Genomic DNA, 26,824 nt, shown 5'->3' with positions numbered 1-26,824 from the left:
GATGAGCACCACGACTCCGCGCCCTCTGTTGGGCTGCATCGCCGATGACTTCACCGGCGCCACCGACCTGGCCAACATGCTGGTGCGCGGCGGCATGCGCACCGTGCAAAGCATTGGCATCCCGAGCGCCGACAGCCTGGCCGAACTGGATGCCGATGCCATCGTCATCGCACTGAAATCCCGTACCACGCCGGCTGCAGAAGCGGTTGAGGAATCCCTCGCCGCGCTGCAGTGGCTGCGTGATCGCGGTTGTGAGCAGATCTTCTTCAAGTACTGCTCGACGTTCGATTCCACCGCCAAAGGCAACATCGGCCAGGTCAGCGAAGCGCTGCTAAAGGCGCTGAACAGCGACTTCACCCTGGCCTGCCCGGCGTTCCCGGAGAACGGGCGCACGATTTTCCGCGGCCACTTGTTCGTGCAGGACCAACTGCTCAGCGAATGCGGCATGCAGAACCATCCGCTGACGCCGATGACTGATGCCAATCTGGTGCGCGTGCTGCAATCGCAGACCGCCCAGAAAGTTGGCCTGCTGCGTTACGACAGCATCGCCAAAGGTGTCGAGGGCGTGCGGGCGCGTATCAACGAGCTGCGTGCCGAAGGCGTCGTCATGGCGATTGCCGACGCATTGTCGGACGCTGACCTGTACACGCTGGGCGAAGCCTGCGCCGACCTGCCGCTGCTCACCGGTGGCTCGGGTCTGGCGCTGGGGCTGCCGGGCAATTTCCGTAAAGCGGGCAAATTGCGTGACATCGATGCGGCGAAGCTTGAGCACGTCGACGGCGGCGAAGTGGTGCTGGCGGGCAGCGCATCGGTCGCCACCAACGGCCAGGTGGCCGCCTGGCTTGAGGCCGAACGGCCTGCGCTGCGCATCGATCCATTGGCACTTGCCGAAGGCAAACCCGTTGTTGCCGATGCGCTGGCGTTCGCCCGCGATGCCGGGCAAACCGTGTTGATCTACGCAACCAGCAGCCCGGAAGAAGTCAAAGCCGTGCAGCAAAAACTCGGCGTCGAACGTGCCGGCGCGCTGGTCGAAGACGCGCTGGGGCAGATCGCCCGCGGCCTGCTGGACGCGGGCGTGAAACGCTTTGTGGTCGCCGGCGGCGAAACCTCCGGCGCCGTGGTTCAGGCGTTGGGCGTGAGCCTGCTGAAGATCGGCGCGCAGATCGACCCAGGGGTTCCAGCAACCGTCAGCAGCGGCGCAGTGCCGCTGGCCTTGGCGCTGAAGTCCGGGAATTTCGGTGGCCGCGACTTTTTCGACAAAGCCCTCACGCAACTGGCGGGGGGTGCGCAATGAGCAACGTAACCAGCAGTTCAGTGAGCGCCGAAAACAAGCAGCGTGAAGAAATCTGCACCATCGGCCGCTTGCTTTTCGGGCGCGGCTACACCGTCGGCAGCGCAGGCAACATCAGCGCGCGTCTCGACGATGGCTGGCTGATCACACCGACCGACGCGTGCCTGGGGCGTCTTGATCCTGACGCCATCGCCAAGGTCAATCTGGCCGGCGAATGGGTCTCAGGCGACAAGCCGTCGAAAACCCTGGCCCTGCATCGTCAGGTCTACGACCGCAACCCTGGCGTGGGCGGCGTGGTGCACACCCACTCGACGCATCTGGTCGCGCTGACCTTGGCCGGCGTCTGGAAACCGGACGACATCCTCCCGCCCATCACGCCATATCAGGTGATGAAAGTCGGGCACATTCCCTTGATTGCCTACGAGCGCCCCGGCTCGCCGAATGTCGCCGATCAGGTGGCGAAACTGGCGAACAGCGTGCGCGGCGTGATGCTCGAGCGACTCGGCCCGGTGATCTGGGAAAGCTCGGTCGCCAAGGCTTCTTATGCGCTGGAAGAGCTGGAGGAGACGGCACGCCTCTGGCTGATGAGCAACCCTAAACCTGAACCGCTGGACGCAGCGGCTCTGGAAGAACTGCGCCAGACGTTTGGCGTGAACTGGTAACCCCAACGGCGTTTGGATCGAAAACCGGACTCCCGGTTTTCGGCGGACCGGCTTCGCCGGAAAACAATAACAACGGGACACAACATGACTCCTCTATTGCTCATGATCATCGCCGGAGCCGGCATTGCGCTGTTGCTGCTTCTGGTCCTGAAATACAAATTCCAACCGTTCGTGGCGCTGATGCTGGTCAGCATTATCGTGGCGCTGGTGGCCGGGGTTAAACCCAGCGATCTGGTGGCGACCATCGAAGGCGGCATGGGCAAAACCCTCGGCCACATCGCGATCATCATTGCCTTGGGCGCCATGATCGGCCGCATCATCGAGCTGTCCGGTGGCGCCGAGGCGCTGGCCAAGACGCTGATCAACCGCTTCGGCAACCGGCGCACGCCGCTGGCCCTGACCGTCGCGGGGTTCATGGTCGGTATTCCGGTGTTCTTCGAAGTGGGCGTGATCATCCTTATGCCACTGGCCTATGGTGTCGCTCGCGCCGCACGTAAACCGCTGCTGATTTTCGCGCTGCCCATGTGCGCCGCGCTGCTGTCGGTACACGCCTTCCTGCCGCCACACCCGGGCGCCGTTGCGGCAGCCGGTCAGTTGGGTGCGGACCTGGGCCGCGTGTTGATGTTCGGGCTGCCGATCGTTGCTGTGTTGTGCCTGATCGGCTACCTGATTGCCGGTCGCATCACCCGCAAGACCTACCCGATGACTGACGATATCCGGAGCGAAGTCTACGGTCCGCACATCACCAACCAGGACCTGGTGGCGTGGGCGAACAACGATTACTCAACGACCTCCGAAGCGGCACACGCCAAGGTACTGGGGCTGGAAGAAAACGCCAGCAGCCTGGCGGCACGTCTGCCAAAAGCGCCGGCGCCGGGCGCAGGCATCATCATCGCGCTGATTCTGCTGCCAATCATTCTGATCCTGCTGGGCACACTGGCGACCACGATGTTGCCGGCCGAATCAATGCTGCGCAGCGTGCTGACCGTCCTCGGTGCGCCGCTGGTGGCCCTGCTGATCGACACGCTGCTGTGCGCGTGGCTGCTGGGTTCGCGCCGTGGCTGGAGCCGCAGTCAGGTGTCCGATGTCGTGGGTTCGGCATTGCCCGGCGTGGCGATGGTGATTTTGATTGCAGGCGCTGGCGGCGTATTCGGCAAGGTGCTGGTGGATACCGGTATCGGCGCAGTCGTCTCTGAAGCACTGCGCAACACCGGCCTGCCGGTTCTCGCCCTGGGCTTTCTGCTCACGCTGCTGTTGCGCGCCGTACAGGGCTCGACCACAGTGGCGCTGGTGACCACGGCCGGCATTCTCAGCCCGCTGATCGCCACGCTGAACCTGAGCGCCAACCACATGGCCCTGCTCTGCCTGGCCATGGGCGGTGGCGGTCTGGCCATGTCGCACATCAACGACGCCGGTTACTGGATGTTCACCAAACTGGCGGGCCTGAATGTTGCCGACGGCCTGCGCACTTGGACCTTTCTGGTGACCATTCTGGGCACCCTCGGGTTCTTGATGACGCTGCTGCTCTGGCCTTTCGTCTAACGGCTTCAATTGGGAGATAACCATGCCTCGCTTCGCTGCCAACCTCAGCATGATGTATCCGCAACACGACTTTCTGACGCGTTTCTCGGCTGCGGCGAGTGACGGCTTCAAGGGCGTGGAGTATCTGTTTCCGTACGACTTCAAGGCCGAGGAAATCAAGCTGCGTCTGGACGACTTCGGTTTGACCCAGGCGCTGTTCAACGCCCCGCCCGGCGACTTCACCAAGGGCGAGCGCGGCATTGCTTCGTTGCCGGGCCGGGAGAGTGAATTTCGCGACGGTTTCCAGAAGGCGCTGGATTACGCAGCGGTGCTGGGCAACGACCGGATTCACGTCATGGCCGGTTTGCTGCCCAGTGAAGACCTGCGCCAGAAGCATCACGCGGTGTACCTGGAAAACCTGAGCTTCGCCGCACAGCAAGCCGCCAAGGTCGGGTTGACGGTGTTGATCGAACCGATCAACACCCGAGACATTCCGGGCTTCTTCCTCAATCGTCAGGATCAAGGCCAGGCTGTGCTGAAAGAAGTCGGCGCCGATAATCTGCGGGTGCAGTTCGACTGCTATCACTGCCAGATCGTGGAAGGCGACGTCACCAGCAAACTGCGTCGCGACTTCGCCGGCATCGGCCACATCCAGATCGCCGGCGTGCCGGACCGCCATGAGCCAACCGTGGGGGAAGTGAATTACCCGTGGCTGTTCGAACAGATCGACCGCCTGGGCTACACCGGCTGGGTCGGCTGCGAATACCGTCCGAAAGGCGATACCAGCGAAGGCCTGCAGTGGCTGCGCGACTGGCAGGCGCGTCATCCGGCATAACAGGCGCTGTCTTTTTACTGTAGAAGTGAGCTTGCTCGCGATGCGTCAGACCAGACGAAGCTTCTTCGCCTGACACACCGCAATCGCGAGCAAGCTCACTCCTACGAGGTCTTCCTTGATCAGTCATCCGCGTCCATTGCGCGATCACTCGTTGATCACGTCTTCCTTGAACTGATCTTTCACATAGGTGATTTCGGTCTTGCCGTGGGGCGCCGGCAGGCCGTCTTCACCCAGATTGACAAAGACCATTTTCTCGACCGTGAGAATGCTCTTGCGGGTGATCTTGTTGCGGACTTGGCAGGTCAGCGTAATGGAGGTGCGCCCGAACTCGGTGGCGGTGATGCCCAGCTCGATGATGTCGCCCTGACGCGAGGCGCTGACGAAGTTGATCTCGGAAATGTACTTGGTCACGACGCGCTGATTGCCCAACTGAACAATGGCGTAGATGGCCGCCTCTTCGTCGATCCAGCGCAGCAGGCTGCCGCCGAACAACGTGCCGTTGGGGTTGAGGTCTTCGGGTTTTACCCATTTGCGTGTGTGAAAGTTCATGGGGGCTCCGGGGTGTTTGGGAGACGGTGGTGGATGTGCCCCAGCTTCAAGCTTCAAGCCTGAAGCTGCAAGTTAAAAGCAGGTCCGCTGTTGTTTACCGCTTGCCGCTTGCAGCTTGCCACTTGCAGCTCAAAGAAAGATAATCGGCACCGCTTCAAAAAACGGTCATCACACCTTGTTACCGTTTTCCCGCCACCTGTCCGAGGGGCGCTGCAGCAGGTCAGACCTGTCAGGCTCGGAGAGGGCGTTGTTTGATCAGGCTTTGCGCCGGTCAAGCTTTAAACGCACAACGGCGCCCATTCGCACCCTACGAATGGAGACTCTTAATGAGTGCTGTACTGACGCCCAACGATTTCAACGACTACAAAGTCGCCGACATGTCCCTGGCTGCCTGGGGCCGTCGCGAAACCATCATCGCCGAATCCGAAATGCCTGCCCTGATGGGCCTGCGTCGCAAGTACGCTGCCGAGCAACCGCTCAAGGGCGCGAAGATTCTCGGCTGCATCCACATGACCATTCAGACTGCCGTGCTGATCGAAACCCTGGTTGCCCTGGGTGCCGAAGTACGCTGGTCGTCCTGCAACATCTTCTCGACTCAGGATCAGGCCGCTGCCGCTATCGCTGCTGCCGGCATTCCTGTTTTCGCCTGGAAAGGCGAAACCGAAGCCGAGTACGAGTGGTGCCTGGAGCAGACCATCCTCAAGGACGGTCAGCCATGGGACGCCAACATGATCCTCGACGACGGCGGCGACCTGACCGAGCTGCTGCACAAGAAATACCCAGCCATCCTCGACCGCGTTCACGGCGTGACCGAAGAGACCACCACTGGCGTTCACCGTCTGCTGGACATGCTGGCCAAGGGCGAACTGAAGATCCCTGCGATCAACGTCAACGACTCGGTCACCAAGAGCAAGAACGACAACAAGTACGGCTGCCGTCACAGCCTGAACGACGCCATCAAGCGCGGCACCGACCACCTGTTGTCCGGCAAGCAGGCGCTGGTCATCGGCTACGGTGACGTGGGCAAGGGTTCGGCTCAGTCGCTGCGTCAGGAAGGCATGATCGTCAAGGTCACCGAAGTCGACCCGATCTGCGCCATGCAAGCCTGCATGGACGGTTTCGAACTGGTTTCGCCTTTCATCGACGGCGAGAACGACGGCACCGAAGCGAGCATCGACAAAGCACTGCTGGGCAAGATCGACCTGATCGTCACCACCACCGGTAACGTCAACGTCTGCGACGCCAACATGCTCAAGGCCCTGAAGAAACGCGCAGTGGTCTGCAACATCGGTCACTTCGACAACGAAATCGACACGGCTTTCATGCGCAAGAACTGGGCATGGGAAGAAGTGAAGCCGCAAGTGCACAAGATCCACCGCACCGGTTCGGGCTCGTTCGATCCTCAGAACGATGACTACCTGATCCTGCTGGCCGAAGGCCGTCTGGTGAACCTGGGCAACGCCACCGGTCACCCGAGCCGCATCATGGACGGCTCGTTCGCCAACCAGGTGCTGGCGCAGATCTTCCTGTTCGGCCAGAAGTACGCTGACCTGAGCCCTGCCCAGAAAGCCGAGCGTCTGACCGTTGAAGTGTTGCCGAAGAAGCTGGACGAAGAAGTGGCGCTGGAAATGGTACGTGGCTTCGGCGGCGTCGTGACCAAGCTGACCAAGACCCAGGCCGACTACATCGGCGTGACCGTCGAAGGTCCGTTCAAGCCGCACGCTTATCGCTACTAAGCAATAAGCGGCAAGCTTCAAGCGGCAAGTGAAGGCATCACCATTGTCATGACTTGCCGCGTCAGGCTTTAAATCGTCCAAGCATTTAGCAGCACCAGGTGACAAGCCTTGAGCTGCAGGATACGGCGCACCGCCACTCTTGCAGCTTATGGCTTGTAGCTTGCCGCTGGAGACTCGCTCCATGAGCCAAGACCGTAGCTACAGCTTCGAATTCTTCCCGACGAAGACCGACGCTGGTCATGAAAAACTGCTTGCCACGGCGCGTACGCTGGCCAGCTACAACCCCAGTTTTTTCTCCTGCACTTACGGTGCCGGGGGCTCCACGCGCGACCGCACGATCAACACCGTGCTGCAGCTGGAAAAAGAAGTGCACATCCCGGCCGCACCGCACCTGTCGTGTGTCGGTGACAGCAAGGCCGACCTGCGCAGCTTGCTGACGCAGTACCGGGAAGCTGGCATCAAACGCATCGTTGCCCTGCGCGGTGACCTGCCCTCCGGCATGGGCATGGCCAGCGGTGAGCTGCGTTATGCCAACGACCTGGTGAGCTTCATCCGTGAAGAAACCGGCGATCATTTCCACATCGAAGTCGCGGCCTACCCGGAGATGCACCCGCAGGCGCGCAACTTCGAAGACGATCTGAAAAACTTCGTGCGCAAGGCCAACGCCGGCGCCAACAGTGCGATCACCCAGTACTTTTTCAACGCCGACAGCTACTTCCACTTCGTCGAGCGCGTGCAGAAGATGGGCGTGGATATTCCGATCGTGCCGGGCATCATGCCGATCACCAACTACAGCAAGCTGGCGCGTTTCTCGGACGCGTGCGGTGCGGAGATCCCGCGCTGGGTTCGCAAGCAGCTGGAAGCGTACGGCGATGACACAGCGAGCATTCAGGCGTTCGGCGAGCAGGTCATCACCGAAATGTGCGAACGACTGCTGCACGGCGGTGCGCCCGGTCTGCATTTCTACACGCTGAATCAGGCCGAACCGAGTCTGGCGGTCTGGAACAACCTGCAGCTTTCTGCGTGATATCGGTTTCAATCCATACGGATTGAAACCACGCTGGTCTCACCGGCAGGCTTCGTCACCAGGACGCCTGCCAGTCCCGTCGTTGCGTCCAGGCTTCTGTTTTCATTGAGAATCACTGCTTCTATTTAATCAGCTCGCGTCGTAATCTCGCGCGCATGCCGTTCATCCTCTCCCTATCCGTTGCTGCCCTCCTCACCTGCCTGAGCTTCAGCGCACTGGGCGAAAAACTGCGGATCGTCACCGAACCCTGGTCTCCCTACGTCATCGTGGACGGCAACCATGCCTCCGGCCTGGATTACGACGCCACGGCGATTGTCTTCGAGCGCCTGGGCATCGACGTCGAGTGGCAGTTTCTTCCGTGGAAGCGCTGCCTGATGATGCTCAGCGAAGGCGAGGCCGACGGCATTCTCGATATAAACAAGGAAGAAGCGCGCGCCGATCTGTTGTATCCGGACGAACCGTTGTCGAGCATCGATTGGGTGCTGTTTCAGGCCAATGCCAGGCCCCATGCTTTCAATGGCGTGGAAGACCTGCACGGGCTGACCGTCGGTGTATCTCCAGGTTATCGATACAGCCCGGCGTTCGACCGCTCCACCGAGTTCATCCGTGAGCCTGCGCCGAGCCATGAAGCGAACTTCGGCAAACTGATCCGCGGCCGCATCGACCTGATGGTGACCGATCAGCTGCTGGGGCGGCAGATGATCGAGCGGCTCAAGCTCGAAGGCCAGGTCAGTCAGTTGCCCACCGTGCTCAATCATCGGGGCCAGTACCTGGCGCTGCGCCGCAATGCCGGCATGGACCTTTTGGCCCAGCGGTTCAGCGCAGAACTGAAGCGTTTCAAGCAAGAACCCGCCTACGCGAAACTGCTAGAGCGGTATACCGGAGAAACGCCGGCGCCAATCCCTGCACAATCGGGGGAAAGTGTCGATAAAACCGTTGAGCAGCAGGAAAGCAGCGCGTTGTGATTGCTCTGTTATACTCCGGCGTCTCCGCCAGGCTTGCGCCCGGGTGCACGGTCTCACAGAAGACTTCTCGAACACGTCAGCAGCGCACTTTTTGCGCCCCTGCCTCGAGTTGAACTTACAGACCTCCACAGGACCGGACGCCATTGCACCTTCCAAGGAGTGTGCGATGACCGCAGCAGGGTCGAGCGCATTCACGTTACGTGCAGAACCTTAGTCTGCGCCTGGAAGATCATCCCTATTTGGGCCTCTATGGCCCCAACTCAAGACAGGATTACTCATGTCCTTTGCTTCCCTCGGTCTCTCCGAGGCTTTAGTCAGCGCCATCGAGGCTGCTGGCTACACCCAGCCTACCCCAGTGCAACAGCGGGCCATTCCCGCCGTGTTGCAAGGCCGCGATCTGATGGTCGCCGCCCAGACAGGTACTGGTAAAACCGGTGGTTTCGCCCTCCCTATCCTGGAGCGGTTGTTTCCCAACGGTCATCCGGACAAATCCCAGCGTCACGGCCCGCGCCAACCGCGTGTTCTGGTCCTGACCCCGACTCGTGAACTGGCCGCCCAAGTCCACGACAGCTTCAAGATCTACGCCAAAAACCTCAAGTTCGTCAGTACCTGCATCTTCGGCGGTGTCGGCATGAACCCGCAGGTTCAGGCCATGGCCCGCGGCGTTGACGTCCTGGTCGCCTGCCCGGGTCGTTTGCTCGATCTGGCCGGTCAGGGCAGCGTCGATCTGTCCCACGTTGAAATCCTCGTGCTGGACGAAGCCGACCGCATGCTCGACATGGGCTTCGTTCACGACGTGAAGAAAGTCCTCGCGCGCCTGCCGTCCAAGCGTCAGAACCTGCTGTTCTCGGCAACGTTCTCGCAGGACATTACCGCTCTGGCCGGCAAACTGCTGCACAACCCGGAACGCATCGAAGTCACGCCGCCGAACACCACGGTCGAGCGCATCGAACAACGCGTTTTCCGCCTGCCGGCCAACCACAAACGCTCGCTCCTGGCGCACTTGATCACTCAAGGCGCGTGGGAACAAGTGCTGGTGTTTACCCGCACCAAGCACGGCGCCAACCGCCTGGCCGAATACCTGGATAAACACGGCCTCAGCGCTGTGGCGATCCACGGCAACAAGAGCCAGAACGCGCGCACCAAAGCGCTGGCCGACTTCAAGGCCGGCACCGTTCGCATCATGGTCGCGACCGACATCGCTGCCCGCGGTCTGGACATCGACCAGTTGCCCCACGTGGTCAACTTCGAACTGCCTAACGTCGACGAAGACTACGTGCACCGCATCGGTCGTACCGGTCGCGCAGGCCGTAGCGGCGAGGCGATCTCGCTGGTTGCGCCGGACGAAGAAAAGCTGCTGAAAAGCATCGAACGCATGACCAAGCAGAAGATTGCCGACGGCGATCTGATGGGCTTCGACATCACGGCCGTTGAAGCCGAGAAGCCGGAAGTCCGCGAGCGTCCGGACGTGCGTAACCCGCGCAATGCCCGTGGCCCCCGTGGCGACGGTCCGAACGGCGGCGGTGGTGGTGGCGTTCGCAAGGACAAAGGCAAAGACAAGGGCAAGGAAAAGCCCGCAGCGGCCGCCGCTTCAGGCGAGCGCCCGGCACGTCCGGCGCGTCCGCAAAAGCCGCGTCAGGGCACCGCGTCGAGCGAGTCACGTCAGTCGCAGCCAGCAGCGTCAGGTGCTAATCGCGCCCCCGACGAATTCCTGGATGACGAAGTGGACAACTTCGGCAACCGCGCCGACTACGTCAGCCCGTACCAGAACAAGAACCAGAGCCGCGGCCGTCGTCCGGGCGCTCCTGCCACTGGCGCTGCACCGGCACCTCGCGGTCAGGCGCCAGGCCGTAGCGGTCCGCGCAGCGGTTCAGGCGGCGGTTCGGCATCTGGCGCGCCTGCCAGCACCGACAGCGCCGGCGCTCCGGCCAAGCGCAGCGGTCCTCGCAATGGCTCCGGCCGTGATGGTCAGGCCCGCCGTGAAGACTCGCCGCGTGCCCGTCGTCCGGCACGCGAAGAGCAGCCAGCGCGTCAGGAGCCAGCGGTTCGCGGGCCTCGCGACGGCCAGCCGGCACCAAAGATCATGCACAAAGAGTCCAAGGGCGATCGATTCCCTTCGGCTGAACAACTTGATCAGCTGCCAAGCCGCCCACGCGGTGAAAAACCAGCCCTGCTGACCCGCAACCGCGAAGGTTAAGCAGCGCCGGCTGTTCGCAGCACATAAAACGCCCCGACTGGTTCGGGGCGTTTTTGTTTGCGTGATTCAAGCAATGCCACACACAAAAACGCCGACCCAAAGGTCGGCGCTTTATCACCACAACAACTCGTCTTACTTGGCTTTGACGCCTTCGAACGAGATGATCAGGTCCAGGGTGTCGGACTGTGGACCCAGGTCCATCATCTTGCCGAAATCAGAACGCTTGATCGAGGTCGTGCCCTCGAAGCCGGCACGGTAGCCGCCCCATGGATCCTTGCCTTCGCCCAGGAAAGTGGTCTTGACGGTGACCGGCTTGGTCACGCCGTGCAGGGTCAGGTCGCCGATCACGTCAGCCGTGGTCTTGCCGTCAGCATTCTTGCCGACGTTGGTGACCTTGGTGGAAACAAACTTGGCGTCAGGATAGGTCGCGACGTCGAGGAAGTCCTTGCTGCTGATGTGCTTGTCACGTTCAGCGTGGTTGGTGAAAACGCTGGCGGTCTTCAGGTCGATGCTGATCTTGCTGTCTTCAGGCTTGGCGGCGTCGAAGCTGAATGTGCCGGTCCAGTCCTTGAACGTGCCGTAGATGAAGCTGTAGCCCAGGTGGCTGATCTTGAAGTTGATGAAGGCGTGCTGGCCTTCCTTGTCGATCGTGTAATCAGCGGCCATGGCCTGACCCGCTGTCAGCAGCGCGGTACCGAGGGCCAGTGCAGCCAGTGTCTTTTTCAACATACGTCTTCTTCCTTTTCAGCTGAATTGAGTATCAGGCCTTGCGGCCAAGCATGCGTACAAGCGTGGCATCACGATCAACGAAGTGATGCTTCAAAGCGGCCAGCCCGTGGGGTCCAGCGAAAATCACCAAGGTCCAGGCCAGGTACAAGTGAACGGTGCCTGCGACGTCTGCTTGGTCGGGCAGTCCGCTGATCAATGCAGGCACTTCGAACAATCCAAACACCGGAATCCCGACACCGTCTGCGGTGGAAATCAGGTAACCGGCGAACATCACCAAAAACAGGTCCAGGTACAGAAAGGCATGGCCCAGCTTTGCAGCGGTTTTCACAAACCGGCTGTGGGAGGCAGGCGCTGCTGGCGGCGGGCTGACGAAGCGCCAGATCACCCGGATCAGCATGAACAGGAACAGCGTGATGCCGATGCTCTTGTGCAGGTCCGGGCCAGCCTTGCGCCACGTGTCGTAATAGCCCAGCCCCACCATCCACAACCCTAGCGCAAACATGCCAAACACCGTCAGCGCGACACCCCAATGCAAAACGATGCTGACCCAGCCATAGCGAGAAGAAGAGTTGCGTAGCTGCATGCTGAATATCCTGTGAGGGCCGAGGGAGAGACTAGCGCTTTACCTATCGAAAGAAAGCGCAAAATGTTGCTTTGAAGAATCAGGAAATCCGATTGAAATCTCCTGACATATTTTCGTCCGAATGAGATTAAGCCAGCGTTACGGTTCATCCAGGCGAAAAAAAGGCGCGGTATCAAGCCGCGCCTTTGTTTTCAGCCGTTACCGATCAGTTTTTGCTGTCGGTCGCGGGTGCTGCCGGAGCCGTTGCCGGAGCCGCCGGAGGGGCCGGTGCCGCCTTGTCACCCGTGGCCTTGGCCGGCGCTTTTTTCGCAGCGTCGGTTTTGGCAGGGGCTTTGTGGGTGGCTGCCGGTTTGGCCGGGGCCTTTTTGACGGGCTCCTTTTTCGCCGGCTCTTTCTTGGCCGGGGCCTTTTTCGCAGGTTCTACGACAGCAGGCTTGGCCGGTTCAACCACTGGAGCTGGCGGCGGCGTTACCGGGGCAGGCGCTGGAGCTGGGGCCGGAGCAGGTGCTGGCGCTTTCTCGGCCGGTTTCGGCTCAGGCTTGGAACCGCCGAACATGTTTGAGAAGAAGCCGCCAATGCCGCCGCTGCTCTCTTTGGCCGGTTCAGGGGCTTTCGGTGGCGGCGCTTTGACCGGCTCGTACGACTTGCCTTCAGACAGACCCTGCACCTGAATGGCCGCGCGCTGACCTGAACGCAATGCGCCTTCCAGGGTGCCCGGGTACAACGTGTCAGTGTGTTCGCCGGCAAAGGCTACGCGCTGCAGCGGGCGTTCCCACAAGCGCCAGTATTTGCTGATCTGGCCCGGGCCGAACGCCAGGTACGCGCCGCCGCTGGACGGGTCGATGCTGGAACGACGCAGCTCATAACCGGTGAACGCGCCGCGCGCCTGTGGATAAAACGCCTGCATGCGGATCAGCACTTGATCCACCAACTGCTTGTCGCCGAACGCCTGCATGATGCGGGCGTTGTCGCCGGACAGGTTGATCACGACGTTGGCGCCGCCCTTCAACGCAGGCTCGACCCACAACATGCCCAGGCCGGTGTTGCTGTAAATCTCGCCAGACATGCGCGCTTTGCTGTCCCAGACCGGGGTCTTGAACTTGAGCATGATCTGGTCGTGCCAGCCGTAGTTGGTGCTCTTGATCGCGCCGAGACGCTGGGCGTCCAGCGCCGGGGTCATCTGAATCTTGCTCAGCGCGCGCAACGGCACGGCCAACACGACATATTCGGCTTCGTAGCCCAGCGAACCGACTTTGACGGTCACGCCGTCCTTGTCCTGATTGATGGCCGACACGGGCGAATTGGTCTTGATGACTTTCAGCTGTTTGACGAATTCCTCGGCCAACACGGCGCTGCCACCCGGCAGGCGAGCGGCGCGACGGTCGCGGTCGTCGACGTTGCGATTGACCCGCGTCTGCTGTGCGAGGTACAGCAGCGACAAACGCGAAGGTTCATCGTAGCGCGTACGAATCTGCTGGTTGATCAGCTGGCGTGCGGTCGGGGGCAGGCTCAGACGGTCCAGCCAGTTGGCGACGGTGATCTGGTCCAGCGCAAACAGCGTGCTGTTGGCAGCCGGGTTGTCCGGGTCGGTGATCGAGCGAGCCAAGTCATCCACCGCCGCTTCGTAGCGCTTGATGGCTTCAGCAGTCGCTGGCTGTTTGGTCGCCAGGTCGGCGCCAGTGAAGTATTCGCCTTCGATCAGGTAGCTCGGGGTCCGCACGAACTCCGGCGCAGGCACCGCTTTGATTTTGAAGCGATCGATGTATTGATTCAGGACCGGCTGAGCCTTGGCGTTGCCGATCCATTCGCTGCCGGCCAGACCGGAGCGGCCGCCGACGTTGGGTTTGGCTTCCAGCAAGGTGACTTGCCAGCCTTTGCTCTGCAGCTCGTAAGCCGTTGTGAGTCCCGCCAGACCGCCGCCGACGACGATCACCGTATGCGGTTTATCCACGGCAAGCGCTGAAGCGCTGACCAGCCCAACCATCACCAGCGCACAGGCGCGCAGCCAACCAGAAAGCATTCAGCGAACTCCGGAGAAAAACGGGGGGAATTGTCGGATTTTGTTGTCCGATTTTTCGAAGAGCGCGAAGGATACGCGAGCCGCGAAACGCCCGCCACCAATGTCCGTCAGGCTTGAAAACGGCGCCCGCGGCGATTTAAACAACGCGCAAAAGGTTGTCCCGCTGGCATGCATTGCATAGGCTTGCGCGATTGTTTGCCCTCGCGCCATGCGAGCCGCTATGTGGAGAAGAGTAATGGGCCTTAACGACCAGTGGATGCAGCGCGACCTAAAGGTCCTTTGGCACCCCTGCACCCAGATGAAAGACCACGAAACACTGCCGCTGATTCCGATCAAGCGCGGCGAAGGGGTCTGGCTGGAGGACTTCGAAGGCAAGCGCTACCTCGACGCAGTCAGCTCGTGGTGGGTCAACGTATTCGGCCACGCCAACCCGCGCATCAATCAACGCATCAAGGACCAGGTCGATCAGCTGGAGCACGTGATTCTGGCGGGCTTCAGCCATCAGCCGGTCATCGAGCTGTCCGAACGGCTGGTAGCGATGACGCCCGAAGGCCTGACGCGCTGCTTCTACGCCGACAACGGTTCGTCCTGCATCGAAGTCGCGCTGAAGATGAGCTTTCATTACTGGCTCAATCGCGGCAAGCCGGACAAGAAACGCTTCGTCACCCTGACCAACAGCTACCACGGCGAGACCATGGCGGCGATGGCGGTCGGCGACGTGCCGCTGTTCACCGAGACCTACAAAGCGCTGCTGATGGACACCATCAAGGTGCCGAGCCCGGACTGCTACCACCGCCCTGAAGGCGTGAGCTGGGAAGAGCACACCCGCACGATGTTCGCGGTGATGGAGCAGACCTTGGCCGAGCATCACGACAGCGTCGCGGCAGTGATCATCGAGCCGCTGATTCAAGGCGCCGGCGGCATGCGCATGTACGACCCGATTTACCTGAAGCTGCTGCGCGAAGCCTGCGACCGGTATGGCGTGCACCTGATTCATGACGAGATCGCCGTAGGCTTCGGCCGCACCGGGACCATGTTTGCCTGCGAGCAAGCCGGCATCCGTCCGGATTTTCTGTGCCTGTCCAAAGCACTGACCGGTGGTTATCTGCCGTTGGCGGCCTGCATCACCACCGACGACGTGTACGACGCGTTTTACGATGATTACCCGACCCTGCGCGCGTTCCTGCACTCCCACAGTTACACCGGCAACCCGCTGGCGTGCGCGGCGGCGTTGGCGACGCTGGATATTTTTGAGCAGGACAACGTCATCGAAAACAACAAGGCGCTGGCCCAGCGCATGAAGACCGCGACGGCGCATCTGGTCGATCACCCGAACGTCGCTGAAGTGCGGCAGACCGGGATGGCGATTGCCATCGAGATGGTGCAGGACAAGGCAAGCAAAACGCCGTATCCGTGGCAGGAACGGCGCGGGCTGAAGGTGTTCGAGCACGCGCTGACCCGAGGCGCGCTGCTGCGTCCGCTGGGCAGCGTGGTGTACTTCCTGCCGCCCTACGTGATCACGCCAGAGCAGATCGACTTCCTGGCCGACGTCGCGACCGAGGGGATCGACATCGCGACGCGCAGCAGCGTGAGTGTGGCAGTGAGGGAAAACTTCCATCCGGACTTTCGTGATCCCGGCTAACAGGCCGTTACACCCATTCTCCAGGTGCTGCATTCAACACAATCTTTAGAGAAACAACCATGAGACTGTCCCGCTTTTTCGTCGATGCCACCCTCAGCGTCGGTGAGCACGAACTGCCAGAGGCCCAGGCCCATTACATCAGCCGCGTGTTGCGCATGTCCGAAGGCGACGCGGTGCAGCTGTTCGATGGTTCGGGCAATGAGTTCCGCGCCACGCTGGCGGAAGTCGGCAAAAAGCAGGTGCGGGTTCGGGTCACGGAAAGCTTCGCCGGTCAGCCGGAGTCTCCGTTGCACATCCATCTCGGCCAGGGTCTCTCTCGGGGTGAGCGGATGGACTGGGCGATTCAGAAAGCCACCGAGCTGGGCGTGACGCAGATTACCCCGATCATCAGCGAGCGCTGCGAAGTGCGTCTGAAAGATGAGCGTGCGGAAAAGCGCCAGGCGCACTGGCAGCAGATCGCGATCAGCGCTTGCGAACAGTGCGGGCGCTCCGTGGTGCCGGTGATCCATGCGCCGGTGACCCTGACCGACTGGCTCAAGCAGACGGAAGCAGACCTGAAGCTGGTACTGCACCCGGTCGCGGCGCCGCTGACCAGTCATGAAAAGCCCGGCAGTCTGGCGTTTCTGATCGGTCCTGAGGGCGGGCTGAATGACGCCGAAGTGGCGCAGGCGCAGGACGCCGGTTTCCACGCCGCCCGCCTCGGCCCCCGCGTGCTGCGCACCGAAACCGCGCCAGTGGTGGCGCTGAGCATCGCGCAGCAGTTGTGGGGGGATTTCTAGGTTAGAGACGACGCCAATAGGCTCTGGAGAATTCCTCCTTCGTCCCGACGCCGCGCTGTCGGGCAGCGAACACGGTCCATGTGGGAGTCAGCTTGCTCACGAAGGGGCCCATGCATACGCTGAAAATCTCTGACGGGAGGCACATTGCCTTCGCGAGCAAGCTCGCTCCCACAAGGATAGCGTTATGTCAGTGAAGCTTGCTGCGACTGGGATCGCCTCTTCCCGGCTGAAGCCGGTCCCACTGAGGTCGCGTGCATACCTCGCTTTGACACTGCGCGGTCGCTCAGCCGAGCAAATCATGTGGGAGTGAGCTTGCTCACGAAGACGGCATTCCAGCCGCTGGAGATTTAGCGGATGTGAGTGCCTTTTCGCGAGCAAGCTCGGCTCCCACAGGAATGGTGTGAGTCAGCTCATATTGCGGGGGCTTTGATACCCGACGCGTATCACCGTCATCACTCCGGTAACTCCGACTCTCTACGCCGGGCTTTCGCAGGCTCCGGGCGGGCGCAGGGCAGAAATTCTCCGCGCCCCGGTTCACCCAACGGACTGCCATCCCACACCCGTTCACCTCTGGCGAAGGTCATCGCCGGCCATGCACTCAAGCGCATACCCTCGTACGGGGTGTAATCGACGTTGTGGTGCAGCATTTCGTTGGTCAGCTCGATGTCCAGGTCCTCATCCCAAATCACCAGATCCGCGTCCGACCCAATGGCGATGCTGCCCTTGCGCGGATACAAACCGTACAGCCGCGCCGCGTTAGTCGCCGTCAGCGCGACAAATGCCTGCGGCGTGATTCGCCCTTTGCGCACGCCTTCCGACCAAAGCAGCGCCATGCGCGTCTCCACGCCCGGAATCCCATTGGCCACTTCAGAAAACGGCGCCGTTTCGCCGTGGGCACGTTTGCCGTCCGGGCCGCCGTAGCGAAACGGCGCGTGATCCGATGAGAACACTTCGAACGAGCCATTCTGCAAGCCGTCCCAGACCACTTGCTGATTGCCGGCGTCTCTCGGCGGCGGGCTGCAGATGCATTTCGCGCCTTCGAAGCTGTCATCGCAGCCCAGCGAATCCGCGGTCAAAAACAGATACTGCGGGCAGGTTTCGCCGTAGACCTTCAGGCCGTGGCTTTGCGCCCAGCGGATCTGCTCGATGGCCTCGCGTCCGGACACATGGACGATGAGCATTGGCACATCCACCAGCTCGGCCAGCGCAATGGCCCGGTGCGTGGCCTCGCGCTCGACCAGCATCGGCCGGGACGTGGCGTGATAACGCGGCGCGCTGAGACCGGCGGCAAGCAGGCGCTCGGTCAGCCAGGCGATGCAGTCGCTGTTTTCGGCGTGGAGCATCACCATCGCGCCTTCGGCCCGCGCCACTGACAGGGTTTCCAGAATCTCGCGGTCGTTGAGCTTCAGCGCGTCGTAAGTCATGTAAATCTTGAACGAGGTGTAGCCCTCGTCAATCAGCTCGGGCAGCTCGCGGCGCAGCACGTCCTCGGTGGGATCGGTGACAATGAGGTGAAACGCGTAATCGATCAGCGCGCGACCGTCCGCGCGGCGGTGGTAATCCTCCACCGCCGCCCGCAGGGTCTGGCCCTTCTGCTGGCAGGCAAAGGGAATTACCGTTGTCGTCCCGCCGCAGGCCGCCGAGCGGGTGCCGCTTTCGAAGTCGTCGGCCATGACCGAACCGTCGCCGGTGGGCTGATCCAGATGCACATGGCTGTCGATCCCGCCCGGCGTCACAGTTCGCCCCCGCGCATCGACTTCCTCTGCGGCACCTTGCAGGCCCAGGCCCAGCGCGACAATCCGGCCGTCGCGCACGCCGATGTCGCACAGGAAACCGTCCGCCGCCGTCACCACATTGGCGTTGCGGATGATCAGATCAAAAGCCTGCATGTCGTTCACTCCGTCAGGCGCGGGTCAGCCAGGCCTTGGCGATCTCTTCGCGGGTGGTGAACCAGACGCCTTCGCGGGCCTGGGCGTACTCGATGAAGTGCTTGATCGCGCGGACCCGGCCTGGACGTCCGACCATGCGTGGGTGCAGTCCGATGGACATCATTCGCAAGCCGTCGGCGGATTCTTCGTACAGCACATCGAAGCTTTCCTTCATGTACTCGAGGAAATCGGACGCCTGGGACAAGCCCGGGGAGTTCCAGTAACGGAAGTCGTTGACGTCGCTGGTGTACGGCACTACCAGATGTTGCTTGCCCTCGACGTCAACGAAATACGGCACGTCATCGTTGTAGGCGTCCGAGTCATAGAGAAACCCGCCCTCTTCCGCCACCAGCCGACGCGTATGAACGCTGGCGCCGTAGCGGCAATACCAGCCCACCGGACGCTTGCCGCAGGTACGTTCGAACGACTCGATCGCCAGACGAATGTGCTCGCGTTCCTCGGCCTCAGTCAGGCGGAACACTTCTTCCCAGCGATAGCCGTGGCTGCAGATTTCATGGCCCAGCTCGACCGCCGCCTTAGCGACATCCGGGTTCTGTTCGAAGGCCACCGCGCAGGCATGAAAGGTTGCCGGGACGTTGGCCTGTTGCAGGATGTCGAGGATCCGCCAGATGCCGACGCGGGCGCCGTATTCGTACATCGACTCCATCGCCAGGTTGCGCACGCCATCGGGAAACTGATAGCTGCCCCACTCGGTCATGCTCTCCTGGTCAGGATCGCCTATGGCCAGGGAACGCTCCGAGCCTTCTTCGTAATTGATGACAAAGTTGACGGCCAGCCGCGCGCCGTTGGGCCAGGTGCCCTGGGGGCGCTGCCGGCCGTAGCCGACCAGATCTCGAATGGGTGACGCCATAAAAGCCTACTCCTGCAACGTTCGAACAGTCGGCAGACCGCCAAGCCAGGGCTCAGCAGTCGATGGTTTTCAGTGCATCGTGGTCGGGGCCATCGAGGTTCTGGCCGGTGCGAAAGGCCAGGCCCATGGCAAGGGTCTGCGCAATGCAGAACGCTGCGGTGAGCGAGCGAAAGCCCAGCAGTTCGGCGTCGTTGACCTCGATCATCACCGACGCGGTTTGTCCGATGGGGCTGAGAATGCTGTCAGTAATCGCCACGATGCGCGTCCCCGCGGCGACGGCTTGCTGACAGGCGTCGATGGTTTCCTGCGCGTACGGCGGAAAACTCACCGCCACCAGCACGTCATCGCCGTGCAGTGCGCCGACCTGCTCCCGCAAGCTGCCGCCCAGACCGCTGATATGAACGGCGCGACGACCGACACGGCTGAGCGCGTAACTCAGGTAGGAGGCCATGGGAAACGAGCGACGCATGCCGACCACGAAGGTGGTGCGCGCCTGCTCCAACAGCTCGATGGCGCGCTCGATGGCTTCGACTTGGTCGCCTTCGGCCAAGTGTTCGAGCGACACAATATTCGCGCGGCTGAACGCCGAGAGCATAGCGCCCACATCGGTGGGATCGTCGAGCAATTGCTCGCCGCGATAGTGCCGGATGCGCTCTTTGAAACTGCCCTGCCCGGCCTGCTGCAACGGCTGCTTGAACAAGCGCTGCAGATCGCTAAACCCACCGAAGCCCAGCGCCTGGGCCAGCCGAATGAACGCCGACGACGGGATGCCGGAGATTTTCGCCAGCGCCGCGACCGTGTTCAGCGCCACGTCGTGGGGGTGCTCGTTCAGGTAATGCGCCGCGTCACGCTGCCGCGCGGTCAGGCGTCCCTGATGTTCGACGATGGCTGCACGCAGCTCGGCCAGGGTTTGGGGTACAGGCATAAAAAGGCTCGATAGAAGTCAGGATGGACGCAGTTCTGTGATCGCCTGAGCCAGATGCTCCACCAGACGATTCAGCTCATCGACGCTGTTGTAGTGTGCGATCGAGACACGGACCACGCCGCCGTAAGGGGTCAGACCCAACTGTTCGATCAGGCGGCGCGCATAGAAGTCACCAAAGCGGATGCCCATGCGTTGATTGTCCACCCGGCGCACGATGGCTTCGGATTGAATGCCTTCCACCACAAAGCTGATGGTCGGCACGCGATCGCCGTCGGTCACACGGGATTTTCCGATGATTCGTACGCCCGGCGTCTCCCGCAGAAACGCCAGCAGTGTTTCGGCCAACAGGTCTTCCTGGACTTCGAATGCATCGAACGCAGCCTGCATCAACTGGCGTTCGCTGCCGCTGGCGCCGAGGCGGCGGCCGACGTCGATCAGGTAATCGCTGATGCCGATGCAGCCGTAGGACAGCTCGTAGTTCAAGTTGCCGGGCTGCAGCTTGTAGGGGATGACCTCCTGACCGATGAAAAAGTGGTTCAGGCTCGGCAGCTCCAGCAATGCTTCCCGCTTGCCCCACATCACGGCGAAGTGCGGGCCGAAGGTCTTGTAGAAACTGAACACGTAATAATCGGCGCCGCTGGCCTGCACATCGACCAGCCGATGGGGCGCGTAGGCCACGGCATCGACGCACAACTTGCCGCCGACCGCGTGCACCCGGCGCGCCACTTCGGCGACCGGGTTGACGCTGCCGAGGATGTTCGACGCATGGGTCATCGCCACGTAGCGGGTCTTGTCGCTGAGCAGCGCATCAAGATCAGCCAATTCCAGGTCCATGCTCTGCGCGTTGACCGCCCAGACGCGCAACGTCGCGCCGCGGTCTTCGCACAGCCGCACCCACGGCCCGATGTTGGCTTCGTGGTCGCAGTTGGTGACGATAATTTCGTCGCCGGGATTGATCGACGGAGCGATGGCGCGGCAAAGGATTTGCAGCAAATGGGTGGTCGAGCCGCCCATCACGCACTCTTCCGGGAAGCGCGCGTTGATCAGTTGCGCGACCGATTCCCGCGCCTTCATCACACGTGCGCCAGCGTCCACCGAATCGCTGTATGACGCGCCCAGCTGCACGGCACTGTTCAGCAAGTAATCGGTGATGCGCTCGGCGACCGGCTTGAGCACGGCCGAGCCGCCGGCGTTGTCCAGGTAGGCGTAACCGCTGGCGAGGGCGGGAAACTGGCTGCGTACGTAATCGATGTCCAAGGCATTCAAGGGATGAGCTCCAGAGTCTGATCAGTGATGCAGGATGGCCTGCAAAAACGCGCGGGTTCTCGGCTCTTGCGGGGCCGTGAAGAAATCGTGCGGGTTGTTCTGTTCGATGATTCGGCCGTTTTCCATGAAGATCACCCGGTCGGCGACCTTCCGCGCAAAGCCCATTTCGTGGGTCACGACGACCATGGTCACGCCGGAGCGGGCGAGGTTCTGCATGACGTCCAGCACTTCGCCGACCATCTCCGGGTCGAGTGCCGAAGTGGGCTCGTCAAACAGAATCACCCGTGGCTCCATCGCCATGGTTCGGGCGATGGCCACGCGTTGCTGCTGTCCGCCGGACAACTGGCTCGGGTATTTCGCCGCGTGGGCGCCCATGCCGACTTTCTCCAGCAGCAGGCGCGCGCGTTCGTTGGCGTCACGGCGCGACATGCCGCGCACCCGGACCGGCGCCAGCGCCACATTGGCGAGCACGGTGAGGTGCGGGTACAAATTGAAATTCTGAAAGACCATGCCGACTTCACAACGAATGCCCGCCAGCTTCGGGCCGGTTTCAACGCGCTGATCGCCGACGCGGATATCGCCCTGCTGATATTCCTCCAGCAGATTGATGCAGCGGATCAGTGTCGACTTCCCGGAGCCCGACGGCCCGAGGATGACCACCACTTCGCCTTGATCGACGGTCAGGTTGATGTCGGTCAGGGCCTGGAACGGCCCGTAAAATTTGGCCACGCCTTCCATCTCAATCACGGTGCTCATGCGCTTTTCCTCCCGGCGCCGTTACGCCGCTCGATCCAGCTCACCAGTTGCACCAGCGGCAGAAGCAGCAAGAGGTACATGACCGCCGCGCCCACCAGCGGTGTCGGGTTGGCCGCCAGCGCCTGGGCCTGTGTGGCTTGTTTCAGGAGGTCAGGCATGGCCACGACCGACGCCAGCGCAGTGTCTTTCATGACGTTGATGCAGTTGCTGGTCATCGGCGGCATGACGATGCGCATGGCCTGGGGCAGGATGATGTCGCGCATGGTGCTGAAAAAGCTCATGCCCTGGGAGGCCGAGGCTTCGAATTGTCCGCGCGGAATGGCTTCGATGCCGGAGCGGAAGATCTCCGCCGAATACGCGCAGGACACCAGTGACAGCGCCGCAGTCGCCGCCGCGAACGACGACAGGCGAATGCCCACGAACGGCAGCGCGTAATAGATCAGCACCAACAGCACCAGCAATGGAATCGAGCGCAGCACGTCGATGTAGACCCGCGCCAGAAACCGCACCGGCGCGTAGCCGTACAGCCGCAGCATCGCCAGCACCAGCCCGACCACCAGGCCGAGAATGATGCTGACAACGCCGAGCATCACCGTCACGCCCAGGCCGCGGAGCATCAATGGCAGCGCATCGACGAACACGCTCCAGTTGAAGAACGTTTCTAACAACTCCATTGCGATTCCTTGGTGGCGAGCAGTGACAGACGCGGGCGTGAGCGGTCAGGGGTTACTTGAGCACATCGACCACTTTGACGGTGCTGGACTCCGGATCAGCGTCGGCACCGAACCACTTCTTGTGCAGGTCGGCGATCACGCCTTCCTTCTTCATCGTGGTGATGATGTCGTTGACCTGACCGGCCGATGCCCAACCCTTGGCGTGCATCAACGAATACTTTTCACCGGTAGGAATTTTCGCGACGACTTTGTACTGCGGCTTGTCCTTGATGTAGTACAGGACCGCCGGGATGTCGCTGATGTAGCCGTCCATGCGGCCGGACGCGAGATCGAGCATCGCAGGCGACAGCCCTTCGTAGCGTGAGACTTCCTTGAATTTGTATTCGGCCTGATGGGTGTTGACCCACATGTCGCCGGTGGAGCCGGTGTCGACGCCGACCACCTTGCCGTCCATGTCTTTCAGGCCGTTGATGCCGGATTTGGCGAGCACGGACAGGGACTGGTCGCTGTCGTAATACGGCTGGGCGAAGCCGACGGACTCAAGGCGCTTAGGGGTGATGGTGATCGAGGAAATGGCGATGTCAGCCCGCTTGGACTGCACGGCGCTGAACAGGCCGTTGAAGGGGATGTTGACGAATTCCACGGTCTTGCCGGCGCGTTTGGCGACTTCTTTCACCACGTCGACTTCGAAGCCGACGATCTCGCCTTTGGCGTCCTGAAACTCCCACGGCACGTTGCCCACGTTGGCGCCGACGGTCCAGTCAGCGGCCCAGGTGGATGCGGAAAAGGCGGTTGCCACGGCCATGCTCAAGAGTACTTTCACATTCATGTCTTGCTCCCCGATTGATCAGTCAGTTCAAGAAGGCCGCCTTACCACAGAGGGGGCGTTTCGAGGATCAGACTAGGATGACGAATCAAATAATTCAACAAATAAAATAAATGAATTAAATGCTTCAATCGGGTGCGAAAGTTATCCGCATTGGTGCAGGTGGGAAAGCGCACAAGGCTGTGGGGTGTACAGAAAATGATCAATGATGTGAAGGATGATATGCACCGAAGCGGCGCATGGATTGCTCGCCGTGCGTCGGGTATCGCCTAGTGTGGGAGTGAGCTTGCTCACGAAGACGTCATCCCAGCCGCTGAAAATCCAGCAGATGAATCGTCATCGTCGCGAGCAAGCGGGAGCGCCACTCTCGCCCCACACGCCTAAAGCACGTAACGCGAAATCGCGACAAAGTGCAGCAGGCTGCCGGCGATGACAAACAGGTGCCACACCCCATGAAAGTGTCGGACCTTGGTGTCGAACGCAAAGAAAATGATCCCCACGGTGTAGAACACGCCACCCAGCGCCAGCCAGATGAATCCGGTCATGCCCAGCGCGGCGATCAGCGGATTGACCGCGACCAGCACGATCCAGCCCATGACCGCGTAAATGACGATGGACATCACCCGAGCCTCGGAACGGGGTTTGATTTCCTGGAGGATGCCAATGATCGCCAGCGCCCAGACGATACCGAATAACGTCCAGCCCCACGCCCCGTGCAGCGTCACCAGACAAAAAGGCGTGTAACTCCCGGCAATGAGCAAATAGATCGAAAAGTGATCAACCTTCTGCATGATCACTTTCGCCCGGCCGCGAACGCTGTGATACACCGTCGACGCGCTGTACAGCATCACCAGCGCCACCCCGTAGACCGCAACGCTGATGATCTTCCAGATATCCCCGGTCATCGTGGCGACAACCAGCATCCAGACGGCGCCGATCGTCGCCAGAATCGCGCCGACCAAATGGGTCCAGGCGTTGAATTTTTCTCCGTAGTACATCCGCAAACTACCTCTCTCAATTGCGTGACACGCGCCAAGCGTCCTGCTTCTGAACCGCGATGACAACGTCTAGTGTCGTGTTATCGAGAATTTATGCAGTCAGCCGCCGATCTCTTCGGCACAATCGGGCGCTCTTGGAACAAGAATCCGGCGCGGATCCATACGATGCAGATCGACGAAGAGCTCACCCTCAAGAAGCTGGAAATCTTTCTGGCGTTCATGCGCACCGGCAATCTCGCGCGCGCGGCGGCGGAGCTGCAGACGAGCACGGTCAGCGTGCACCGGGCGATTCACTCGCTGGAAAGCGCGTTGCGCTGTCCGCTGTTCAAGCACGAGGGGCGCAACCTTACGCCGCTCGAAGGCGCTTATGTGCTGGAGGAGCGCGCGCAGAAACTGGTGCAGGACGTGCTCAGCACCATCGAACAGACGCGGCAGGCGGCGGGGTTTTCGGCGGCGCGATTCAAGCTGGGCGCGCTGTATTCACTGACGGTCAAAACCGTGCCGCAGCTGATCATGGGCCTGAAGATCCGCCGCAGCGAACTCAACATCGACCTGATCCTGGGCTCGAACATCGACCTTTTCTACAAACTGAAGAACATGGAGGTGGATGCGATTTTGGTGTCGCTGAACGAATCCGTGAGTGATCCGGATTGCGAGCAGTTGCCGCTGTTCTCCGACGATATTTTTCTCGCCACGCCGGCTGATTCACCCTTTGCGTTACAAAGCGAGGTGGACCTGAGCGACCTGCGGGAAATGACCTTTATCACCCTGACCCAAGGCTTCGCCACCCACCGCGATGGCGCGCGGGTGTTTGAACAAGCCGGTTTTGAACCGAAGATCGCCATGCAAGTGAACGACATCTTCACGCTGCTGAGCATGGTCAGCTCGGGTGTGGGCTACGCGCTGTTGCCCGGGCGAATCGCCGCCGTCTACGAAAACCGCGTCCGCCTGGTGCCGCTGCAGGCGCGATACCGCATGCAGCAGCACATCGGGCTGGTGTTCCTCAAAGCCCGCGAACGCGACCCAAACCTCTTGGCGTTGCTGGCGGAATGCCGGATGTACTCGAACCGGCTGGCACAAGGCTGAGTCTGACTCCCCCGTGTGGAAGAGAACTTGCTCACGAAGACGGCATTTCAGGCGCTGAATTTATAGCGGATGTACCGGCCCCTTCGCGAACAAGCTCGCTCCCACAAATTACCTGTCGGCAGATACATTTGCGGCGTCTTCTGACGCCGCGCTTTCTTGCATCAAACACATCCCTTCTGGGAGTGAGCTTGCTCACGAAGACGGCAGTTCAGGCGCTGAATTTATAGCGGATGTACCGGCCCCTTCGCGAGCAAGCTCGCTCCCACAAATTACCTGTCAGTAGATACATCTGCGGCGCCTTCTGACACCGCGCTTTCTCGCAGCAGACACATCCCTTGTGGGAGTGAGCTTGCTCACGAAGACGGCATTTCAGCCGCTCAATGTATAGCGGATGTACCGGCCCATTCGCGAGCAAGCTCGCTCCCGCAAATTACCGGTCAGTAGATACATCTGCGGCGTCTTCTGACACCGCGCTTTCTTGCATCAAACACATCCCTTCTGGGAGTGAGCTTGCTCACGAAGACGGCATTTCAGCCGCTGACAATTTGATGGATGCACTAACCCCTTCGCGAGCAAGCTCGCTCCCACAAGTTACCTGTCAGTAGATACATCTGCGGCGTCTTCTGACACCGCGCTTTCTTGCATCAAACACATCCCTTGTGGGAGTGAGCTTGCTCACGAAGACGGCAGTTCAGGCGCTGAATTTATAGCGGATGTACCGGCCCCTTCGCGAGCAAGCTCGCTCCCACAAATTACCTGTCGGCAGATACATTTGCGGCGCCTTCTGACACCGCGATTTGTTGCATCAGACACATCCTTTGTGGGAGTGAGCTTGCTCACGAAGACGTGAAGTGGTCAACTTTTTCCGGACACCTCAATCGGTGATTGTCAGGCCGCTTGCCGCTCGTACTGATTGGGCGTCATGTTGCCCAACGTCGAGTGCAGTCGCCCCTCGTTA

Annotated in this window: 23 protein-coding genes and 1 riboswitch; of the genes, 11 read left to right on the top strand and 12 right to left on the bottom strand. The window is 61.1% G+C overall.

Features of this window, described 5'->3' with window-relative positions; genetic code table 11:
• Position 1 precedes the first annotated feature (1 nt).
• The 4 genes from otnK (at position 2) to otnI (ending at position 4,309) form a co-directional block, all read left to right on the top strand.
• Positions 2-1,294 carry a 3-oxo-tetronate kinase gene (gene otnK / locus QWI20_RS19370; protein ID WP_369306805.1) on the top strand — a complete coding sequence of 431 codons (1,293 nt, stop codon included), beginning with the start codon at positions 2-4 and terminating at the stop codon, positions 1,292-1,294.
• Entirely contained in the window at positions 1,291-1,953 is a 663-nt protein-coding gene (locus QWI20_RS19365) for an aldolase (protein ID WP_369306804.1), read from the top strand. Before otnK ends, QWI20_RS19365 begins: the two co-directional genes overlap by 4 nt.
• Positions 1,954-2,037: 84 nt before the next feature.
• Entirely contained in the window at positions 2,038-3,495 is a 1,458-nt protein-coding gene (locus QWI20_RS19360) for an SLC13 family permease (protein WP_369306803.1), read from the top strand.
• Between the two features lie 22 nt (positions 3,496-3,517).
• Positions 3,518-4,309 carry a 2-oxo-tetronate isomerase gene (gene otnI, locus QWI20_RS19355; protein ID WP_369306802.1) on the top strand — a complete coding sequence of 264 codons (792 nt, stop codon included), beginning with the start codon at positions 3,518-3,520 and terminating at the stop codon, positions 4,307-4,309.
• Between the two features lie 144 nt (positions 4,310-4,453).
• Here the strand turns inward: otnI and QWI20_RS19350 are convergent, their stop codons facing one another.
• Complete coding sequence (locus tag QWI20_RS19350; RefSeq protein ID WP_133775566.1) at positions 4,454-4,858, bottom strand: acyl-CoA thioesterase; 405 nt, start codon at positions 4,856-4,858, stop codon at positions 4,454-4,456.
• 196 nt (positions 4,859-5,054) lie between these two features.
• Positions 5,055-5,163, top strand: a riboswitch (S-adenosyl-L-homocysteine riboswitch).
• Positions 5,164-5,184: 21 nt separating this feature from the next.
• Between QWI20_RS19350 and ahcY the strand changes: the two genes are divergently transcribed.
• The 4 genes from ahcY (at position 5,185) to QWI20_RS19330 (ending at position 10,783) form a co-directional block, all read left to right on the top strand.
• On the top strand, positions 5,185-6,594 hold the full coding sequence (ahcY, locus tag QWI20_RS19345; protein WP_192173211.1) for an adenosylhomocysteinase: 1,410 nt from the start codon (positions 5,185-5,187) through the stop codon (positions 6,592-6,594).
• 181 nt (positions 6,595-6,775) lie between these two features.
• Positions 6,776-7,621 carry a methylenetetrahydrofolate reductase [NAD(P)H] gene (metF, locus tag QWI20_RS19340; protein WP_369306801.1) on the top strand — a complete coding sequence of 282 codons (846 nt, stop codon included), beginning with the start codon at positions 6,776-6,778 and terminating at the stop codon, positions 7,619-7,621.
• A 155-nt stretch (positions 7,622-7,776) separates the two neighbouring features.
• Positions 7,777-8,586 (top strand): substrate-binding periplasmic protein, encoded by an 810-nt coding sequence (locus QWI20_RS19335; protein WP_369306800.1) that lies wholly within the window; start codon positions 7,777-7,779, stop codon positions 8,584-8,586.
• Positions 8,587-8,863: 277 nt separating this feature from the next.
• Complete coding sequence (locus tag QWI20_RS19330) at positions 8,864-10,783, top strand: DEAD/DEAH box helicase (RefSeq protein WP_369306799.1); 1,920 nt, start codon at positions 8,864-8,866, stop codon at positions 10,781-10,783.
• Between the two features lie 132 nt (positions 10,784-10,915).
• On the opposite strand, the gene QWI20_RS19325 is transcribed toward QWI20_RS19330, so the two are convergent.
• The 3 genes from QWI20_RS19325 to QWI20_RS19315 form a co-directional block, all read right to left on the bottom strand.
• Positions 10,916-11,512, bottom strand: coding sequence for a YceI family protein (locus QWI20_RS19325; protein WP_192173215.1), 597 nt, complete (start codon positions 11,510-11,512; stop codon positions 10,916-10,918).
• Between the two features lie 31 nt (positions 11,513-11,543).
• The gene (locus tag QWI20_RS19320; protein ID WP_369306798.1) at positions 11,544-12,095 is read right to left on the bottom strand and encodes a cytochrome b; all 552 of its coding nucleotides are present in this window, start codon (positions 12,093-12,095) and stop codon (positions 11,544-11,546) included.
• 205 nt (positions 12,096-12,300) lie between these two features.
• Complete coding sequence (locus tag QWI20_RS19315; protein WP_369306797.1) at positions 12,301-14,115, bottom strand: FAD-dependent oxidoreductase; 1,815 nt, start codon at positions 14,113-14,115, stop codon at positions 12,301-12,303.
• 235 nt (positions 14,116-14,350) lie between these two features.
• Here QWI20_RS19315 and QWI20_RS19310 point away from each other — a divergent pair, with 235 nt between their 5' ends.
• Together QWI20_RS19310 and QWI20_RS19305 are read left to right on the top strand one after the other, a co-directional pair.
• Positions 14,351-15,757: an adenosylmethionine--8-amino-7-oxononanoate transaminase gene (locus QWI20_RS19310; protein WP_369306796.1), complete on the top strand. Its 1,407-nt coding sequence runs from the start codon at positions 14,351-14,353 to the stop codon at positions 15,755-15,757.
• A gap of 59 nt (positions 15,758-15,816) precedes the next feature.
• Positions 15,817-16,536 carry a 16S rRNA (uracil(1498)-N(3))-methyltransferase gene (locus QWI20_RS19305; RefSeq protein WP_369306795.1) on the top strand — a complete coding sequence of 240 codons (720 nt, stop codon included), beginning with the start codon at positions 15,817-15,819 and terminating at the stop codon, positions 16,534-16,536.
• A gap of 452 nt (positions 16,537-16,988) precedes the next feature.
• Here QWI20_RS19305 and hydA read toward each other — a convergent pair whose 3' ends face one another.
• The 8 genes from hydA to QWI20_RS19265 all read right to left on the bottom strand — a co-directional run bounded on the left by hydA (position 16,989) and on the right by QWI20_RS19265 (position 24,780).
• Entirely contained in the window at positions 16,989-18,425 is a 1,437-nt protein-coding gene (gene hydA / locus QWI20_RS19300; RefSeq protein WP_369306794.1) for a dihydropyrimidinase, read from the bottom strand.
• Between the two features lie 13 nt (positions 18,426-18,438).
• Positions 18,439-19,335, bottom strand: a complete 897-nt coding sequence (locus QWI20_RS19295; RefSeq protein ID WP_369306793.1) for an allantoinase PuuE — start codon at positions 19,333-19,335, stop codon at positions 18,439-18,441.
• A gap of 52 nt (positions 19,336-19,387) precedes the next feature.
• A complete protein-coding gene (locus QWI20_RS19290) occupies positions 19,388-20,260 on the bottom strand; it encodes a MurR/RpiR family transcriptional regulator (RefSeq protein ID WP_369306792.1) in 873 nt (290 codons plus the stop codon).
• Between the two features lie 18 nt (positions 20,261-20,278).
• A complete protein-coding gene (locus tag QWI20_RS19285; protein WP_369306791.1) occupies positions 20,279-21,526 on the bottom strand; it encodes a cysteine desulfurase-like protein in 1,248 nt (415 codons plus the stop codon).
• A 21-nt stretch (positions 21,527-21,547) separates the two neighbouring features.
• A complete protein-coding gene (locus QWI20_RS19280) occupies positions 21,548-22,282 on the bottom strand; it encodes an amino acid ABC transporter ATP-binding protein (RefSeq protein ID WP_369306790.1) in 735 nt (244 codons plus the stop codon).
• The gene (locus QWI20_RS19275) at positions 22,279-22,956 is read right to left on the bottom strand and encodes an amino acid ABC transporter permease (protein WP_369306789.1); all 678 of its coding nucleotides are present in this window, start codon (positions 22,954-22,956) and stop codon (positions 22,279-22,281) included. The genes QWI20_RS19280 and QWI20_RS19275 overlap by 4 nt, the downstream gene beginning before the upstream one ends.
• Before the next feature lie 52 nt (positions 22,957-23,008).
• Complete coding sequence (locus QWI20_RS19270; protein WP_369306788.1) at positions 23,009-23,785, bottom strand: transporter substrate-binding domain-containing protein; 777 nt, start codon at positions 23,783-23,785, stop codon at positions 23,009-23,011.
• A 377-nt stretch (positions 23,786-24,162) separates the two neighbouring features.
• Complete coding sequence (locus tag QWI20_RS19265; RefSeq protein ID WP_369306787.1) at positions 24,163-24,780, bottom strand: hemolysin III family protein; 618 nt, start codon at positions 24,778-24,780, stop codon at positions 24,163-24,165.
• Between the two features lie 165 nt (positions 24,781-24,945).
• Here QWI20_RS19265 and QWI20_RS19260 point away from each other — a divergent pair, with 165 nt between their 5' ends.
• Positions 24,946-25,866: a LysR substrate-binding domain-containing protein gene (locus tag QWI20_RS19260; RefSeq protein ID WP_192173225.1), complete on the top strand. Its 921-nt coding sequence runs from the start codon at positions 24,946-24,948 to the stop codon at positions 25,864-25,866.
• Positions 25,867-26,824 lie beyond the last annotated feature (958 nt).

This window comes from Pseudomonas sp. W2-17 (assembly GCF_041060445.1).
In the GTDB taxonomy this organism is placed as follows: Bacteria; Pseudomonadota; Gammaproteobacteria; order Pseudomonadales; family Pseudomonadaceae; genus Aquipseudomonas.
This window is presented reverse-complemented; position numbering and strand designations above follow the sequence as displayed.

Excerpts from the sequence above, each read along its gene's own strand:
- QWI20_RS19290 (WP_369306792.1), bottom strand. The coding sequence starts at position 20,260 with ATGCCTGTACCCCAAACCCTGGCCGAGCTGCGTGCAGCCATCGTCGAA.
- QWI20_RS19320 (WP_369306798.1), bottom strand. The coding sequence starts at position 12,095 with ATGCAGCTACGCAACTCTTCTTCTCGCTATGGCTGGGTCAGCATCGTT.
- QWI20_RS19310 (WP_369306796.1), top strand. The coding sequence starts at position 14,351 with ATGGGCCTTAACGACCAGTGGATGCAGCGCGACCTAAAGGTCCTTTGG.
- QWI20_RS19330 (WP_369306799.1), top strand. The coding sequence starts at position 8,864 with ATGTCCTTTGCTTCCCTCGGTCTCTCCGAGGCTTTAGTCAGCGCCATC.
- QWI20_RS19265 (WP_369306787.1), bottom strand. The coding sequence starts at position 24,780 with ATGTACTACGGAGAAAAATTCAACGCCTGGACCCATTTGGTCGGCGCG.
- QWI20_RS19365 (WP_369306804.1), top strand. The coding sequence starts at position 1,291 with ATGAGCAACGTAACCAGCAGTTCAGTGAGCGCCGAAAACAAGCAGCGT.
- otnI (WP_369306802.1), top strand. The coding sequence starts at position 3,518 with ATGCCTCGCTTCGCTGCCAACCTCAGCATGATGTATCCGCAACACGAC.
- QWI20_RS19280 (WP_369306790.1), bottom strand. The coding sequence starts at position 22,282 with ATGAGCACCGTGATTGAGATGGAAGGCGTGGCCAAATTTTACGGGCCG.
- QWI20_RS19295 (WP_369306793.1), bottom strand. The coding sequence starts at position 19,335 with ATGGCGTCACCCATTCGAGATCTGGTCGGCTACGGCCGGCAGCGCCCC.
- QWI20_RS19260 (WP_192173225.1), top strand. The coding sequence starts at position 24,946 with ATGCAGATCGACGAAGAGCTCACCCTCAAGAAGCTGGAAATCTTTCTG.
- QWI20_RS19315 (WP_369306797.1), bottom strand. The coding sequence starts at position 14,115 with ATGCTTTCTGGTTGGCTGCGCGCCTGTGCGCTGGTGATGGTTGGGCTG.
- QWI20_RS19350 (WP_133775566.1), bottom strand. The coding sequence starts at position 4,858 with ATGAACTTTCACACACGCAAATGGGTAAAACCCGAAGACCTCAACCCC.
- otnK (WP_369306805.1), top strand. The coding sequence starts at position 2 with ATGAGCACCACGACTCCGCGCCCTCTGTTGGGCTGCATCGCCGATGAC.
- QWI20_RS19335 (WP_369306800.1), top strand. The coding sequence starts at position 7,777 with ATGCCGTTCATCCTCTCCCTATCCGTTGCTGCCCTCCTCACCTGCCTG.
- QWI20_RS19275 (WP_369306789.1), bottom strand. The coding sequence starts at position 22,956 with ATGGAGTTGTTAGAAACGTTCTTCAACTGGAGCGTGTTCGTCGATGCG.
- metF (WP_369306801.1), top strand. The coding sequence starts at position 6,776 with ATGAGCCAAGACCGTAGCTACAGCTTCGAATTCTTCCCGACGAAGACC.
- QWI20_RS19305 (WP_369306795.1), top strand. The coding sequence starts at position 15,817 with ATGAGACTGTCCCGCTTTTTCGTCGATGCCACCCTCAGCGTCGGTGAG.
- QWI20_RS19360 (WP_369306803.1), top strand. The coding sequence starts at position 2,038 with ATGACTCCTCTATTGCTCATGATCATCGCCGGAGCCGGCATTGCGCTG.
- QWI20_RS19325 (WP_192173215.1), bottom strand. The coding sequence starts at position 11,512 with ATGTTGAAAAAGACACTGGCTGCACTGGCCCTCGGTACCGCGCTGCTG.
- QWI20_RS19270 (WP_369306788.1), bottom strand. The coding sequence starts at position 23,785 with ATGAATGTGAAAGTACTCTTGAGCATGGCCGTGGCAACCGCCTTTTCC.
- ahcY (WP_192173211.1), top strand. The coding sequence starts at position 5,185 with ATGAGTGCTGTACTGACGCCCAACGATTTCAACGACTACAAAGTCGCC.
- hydA (WP_369306794.1), bottom strand. The coding sequence starts at position 18,425 with ATGCAGGCTTTTGATCTGATCATCCGCAACGCCAATGTGGTGACGGCG.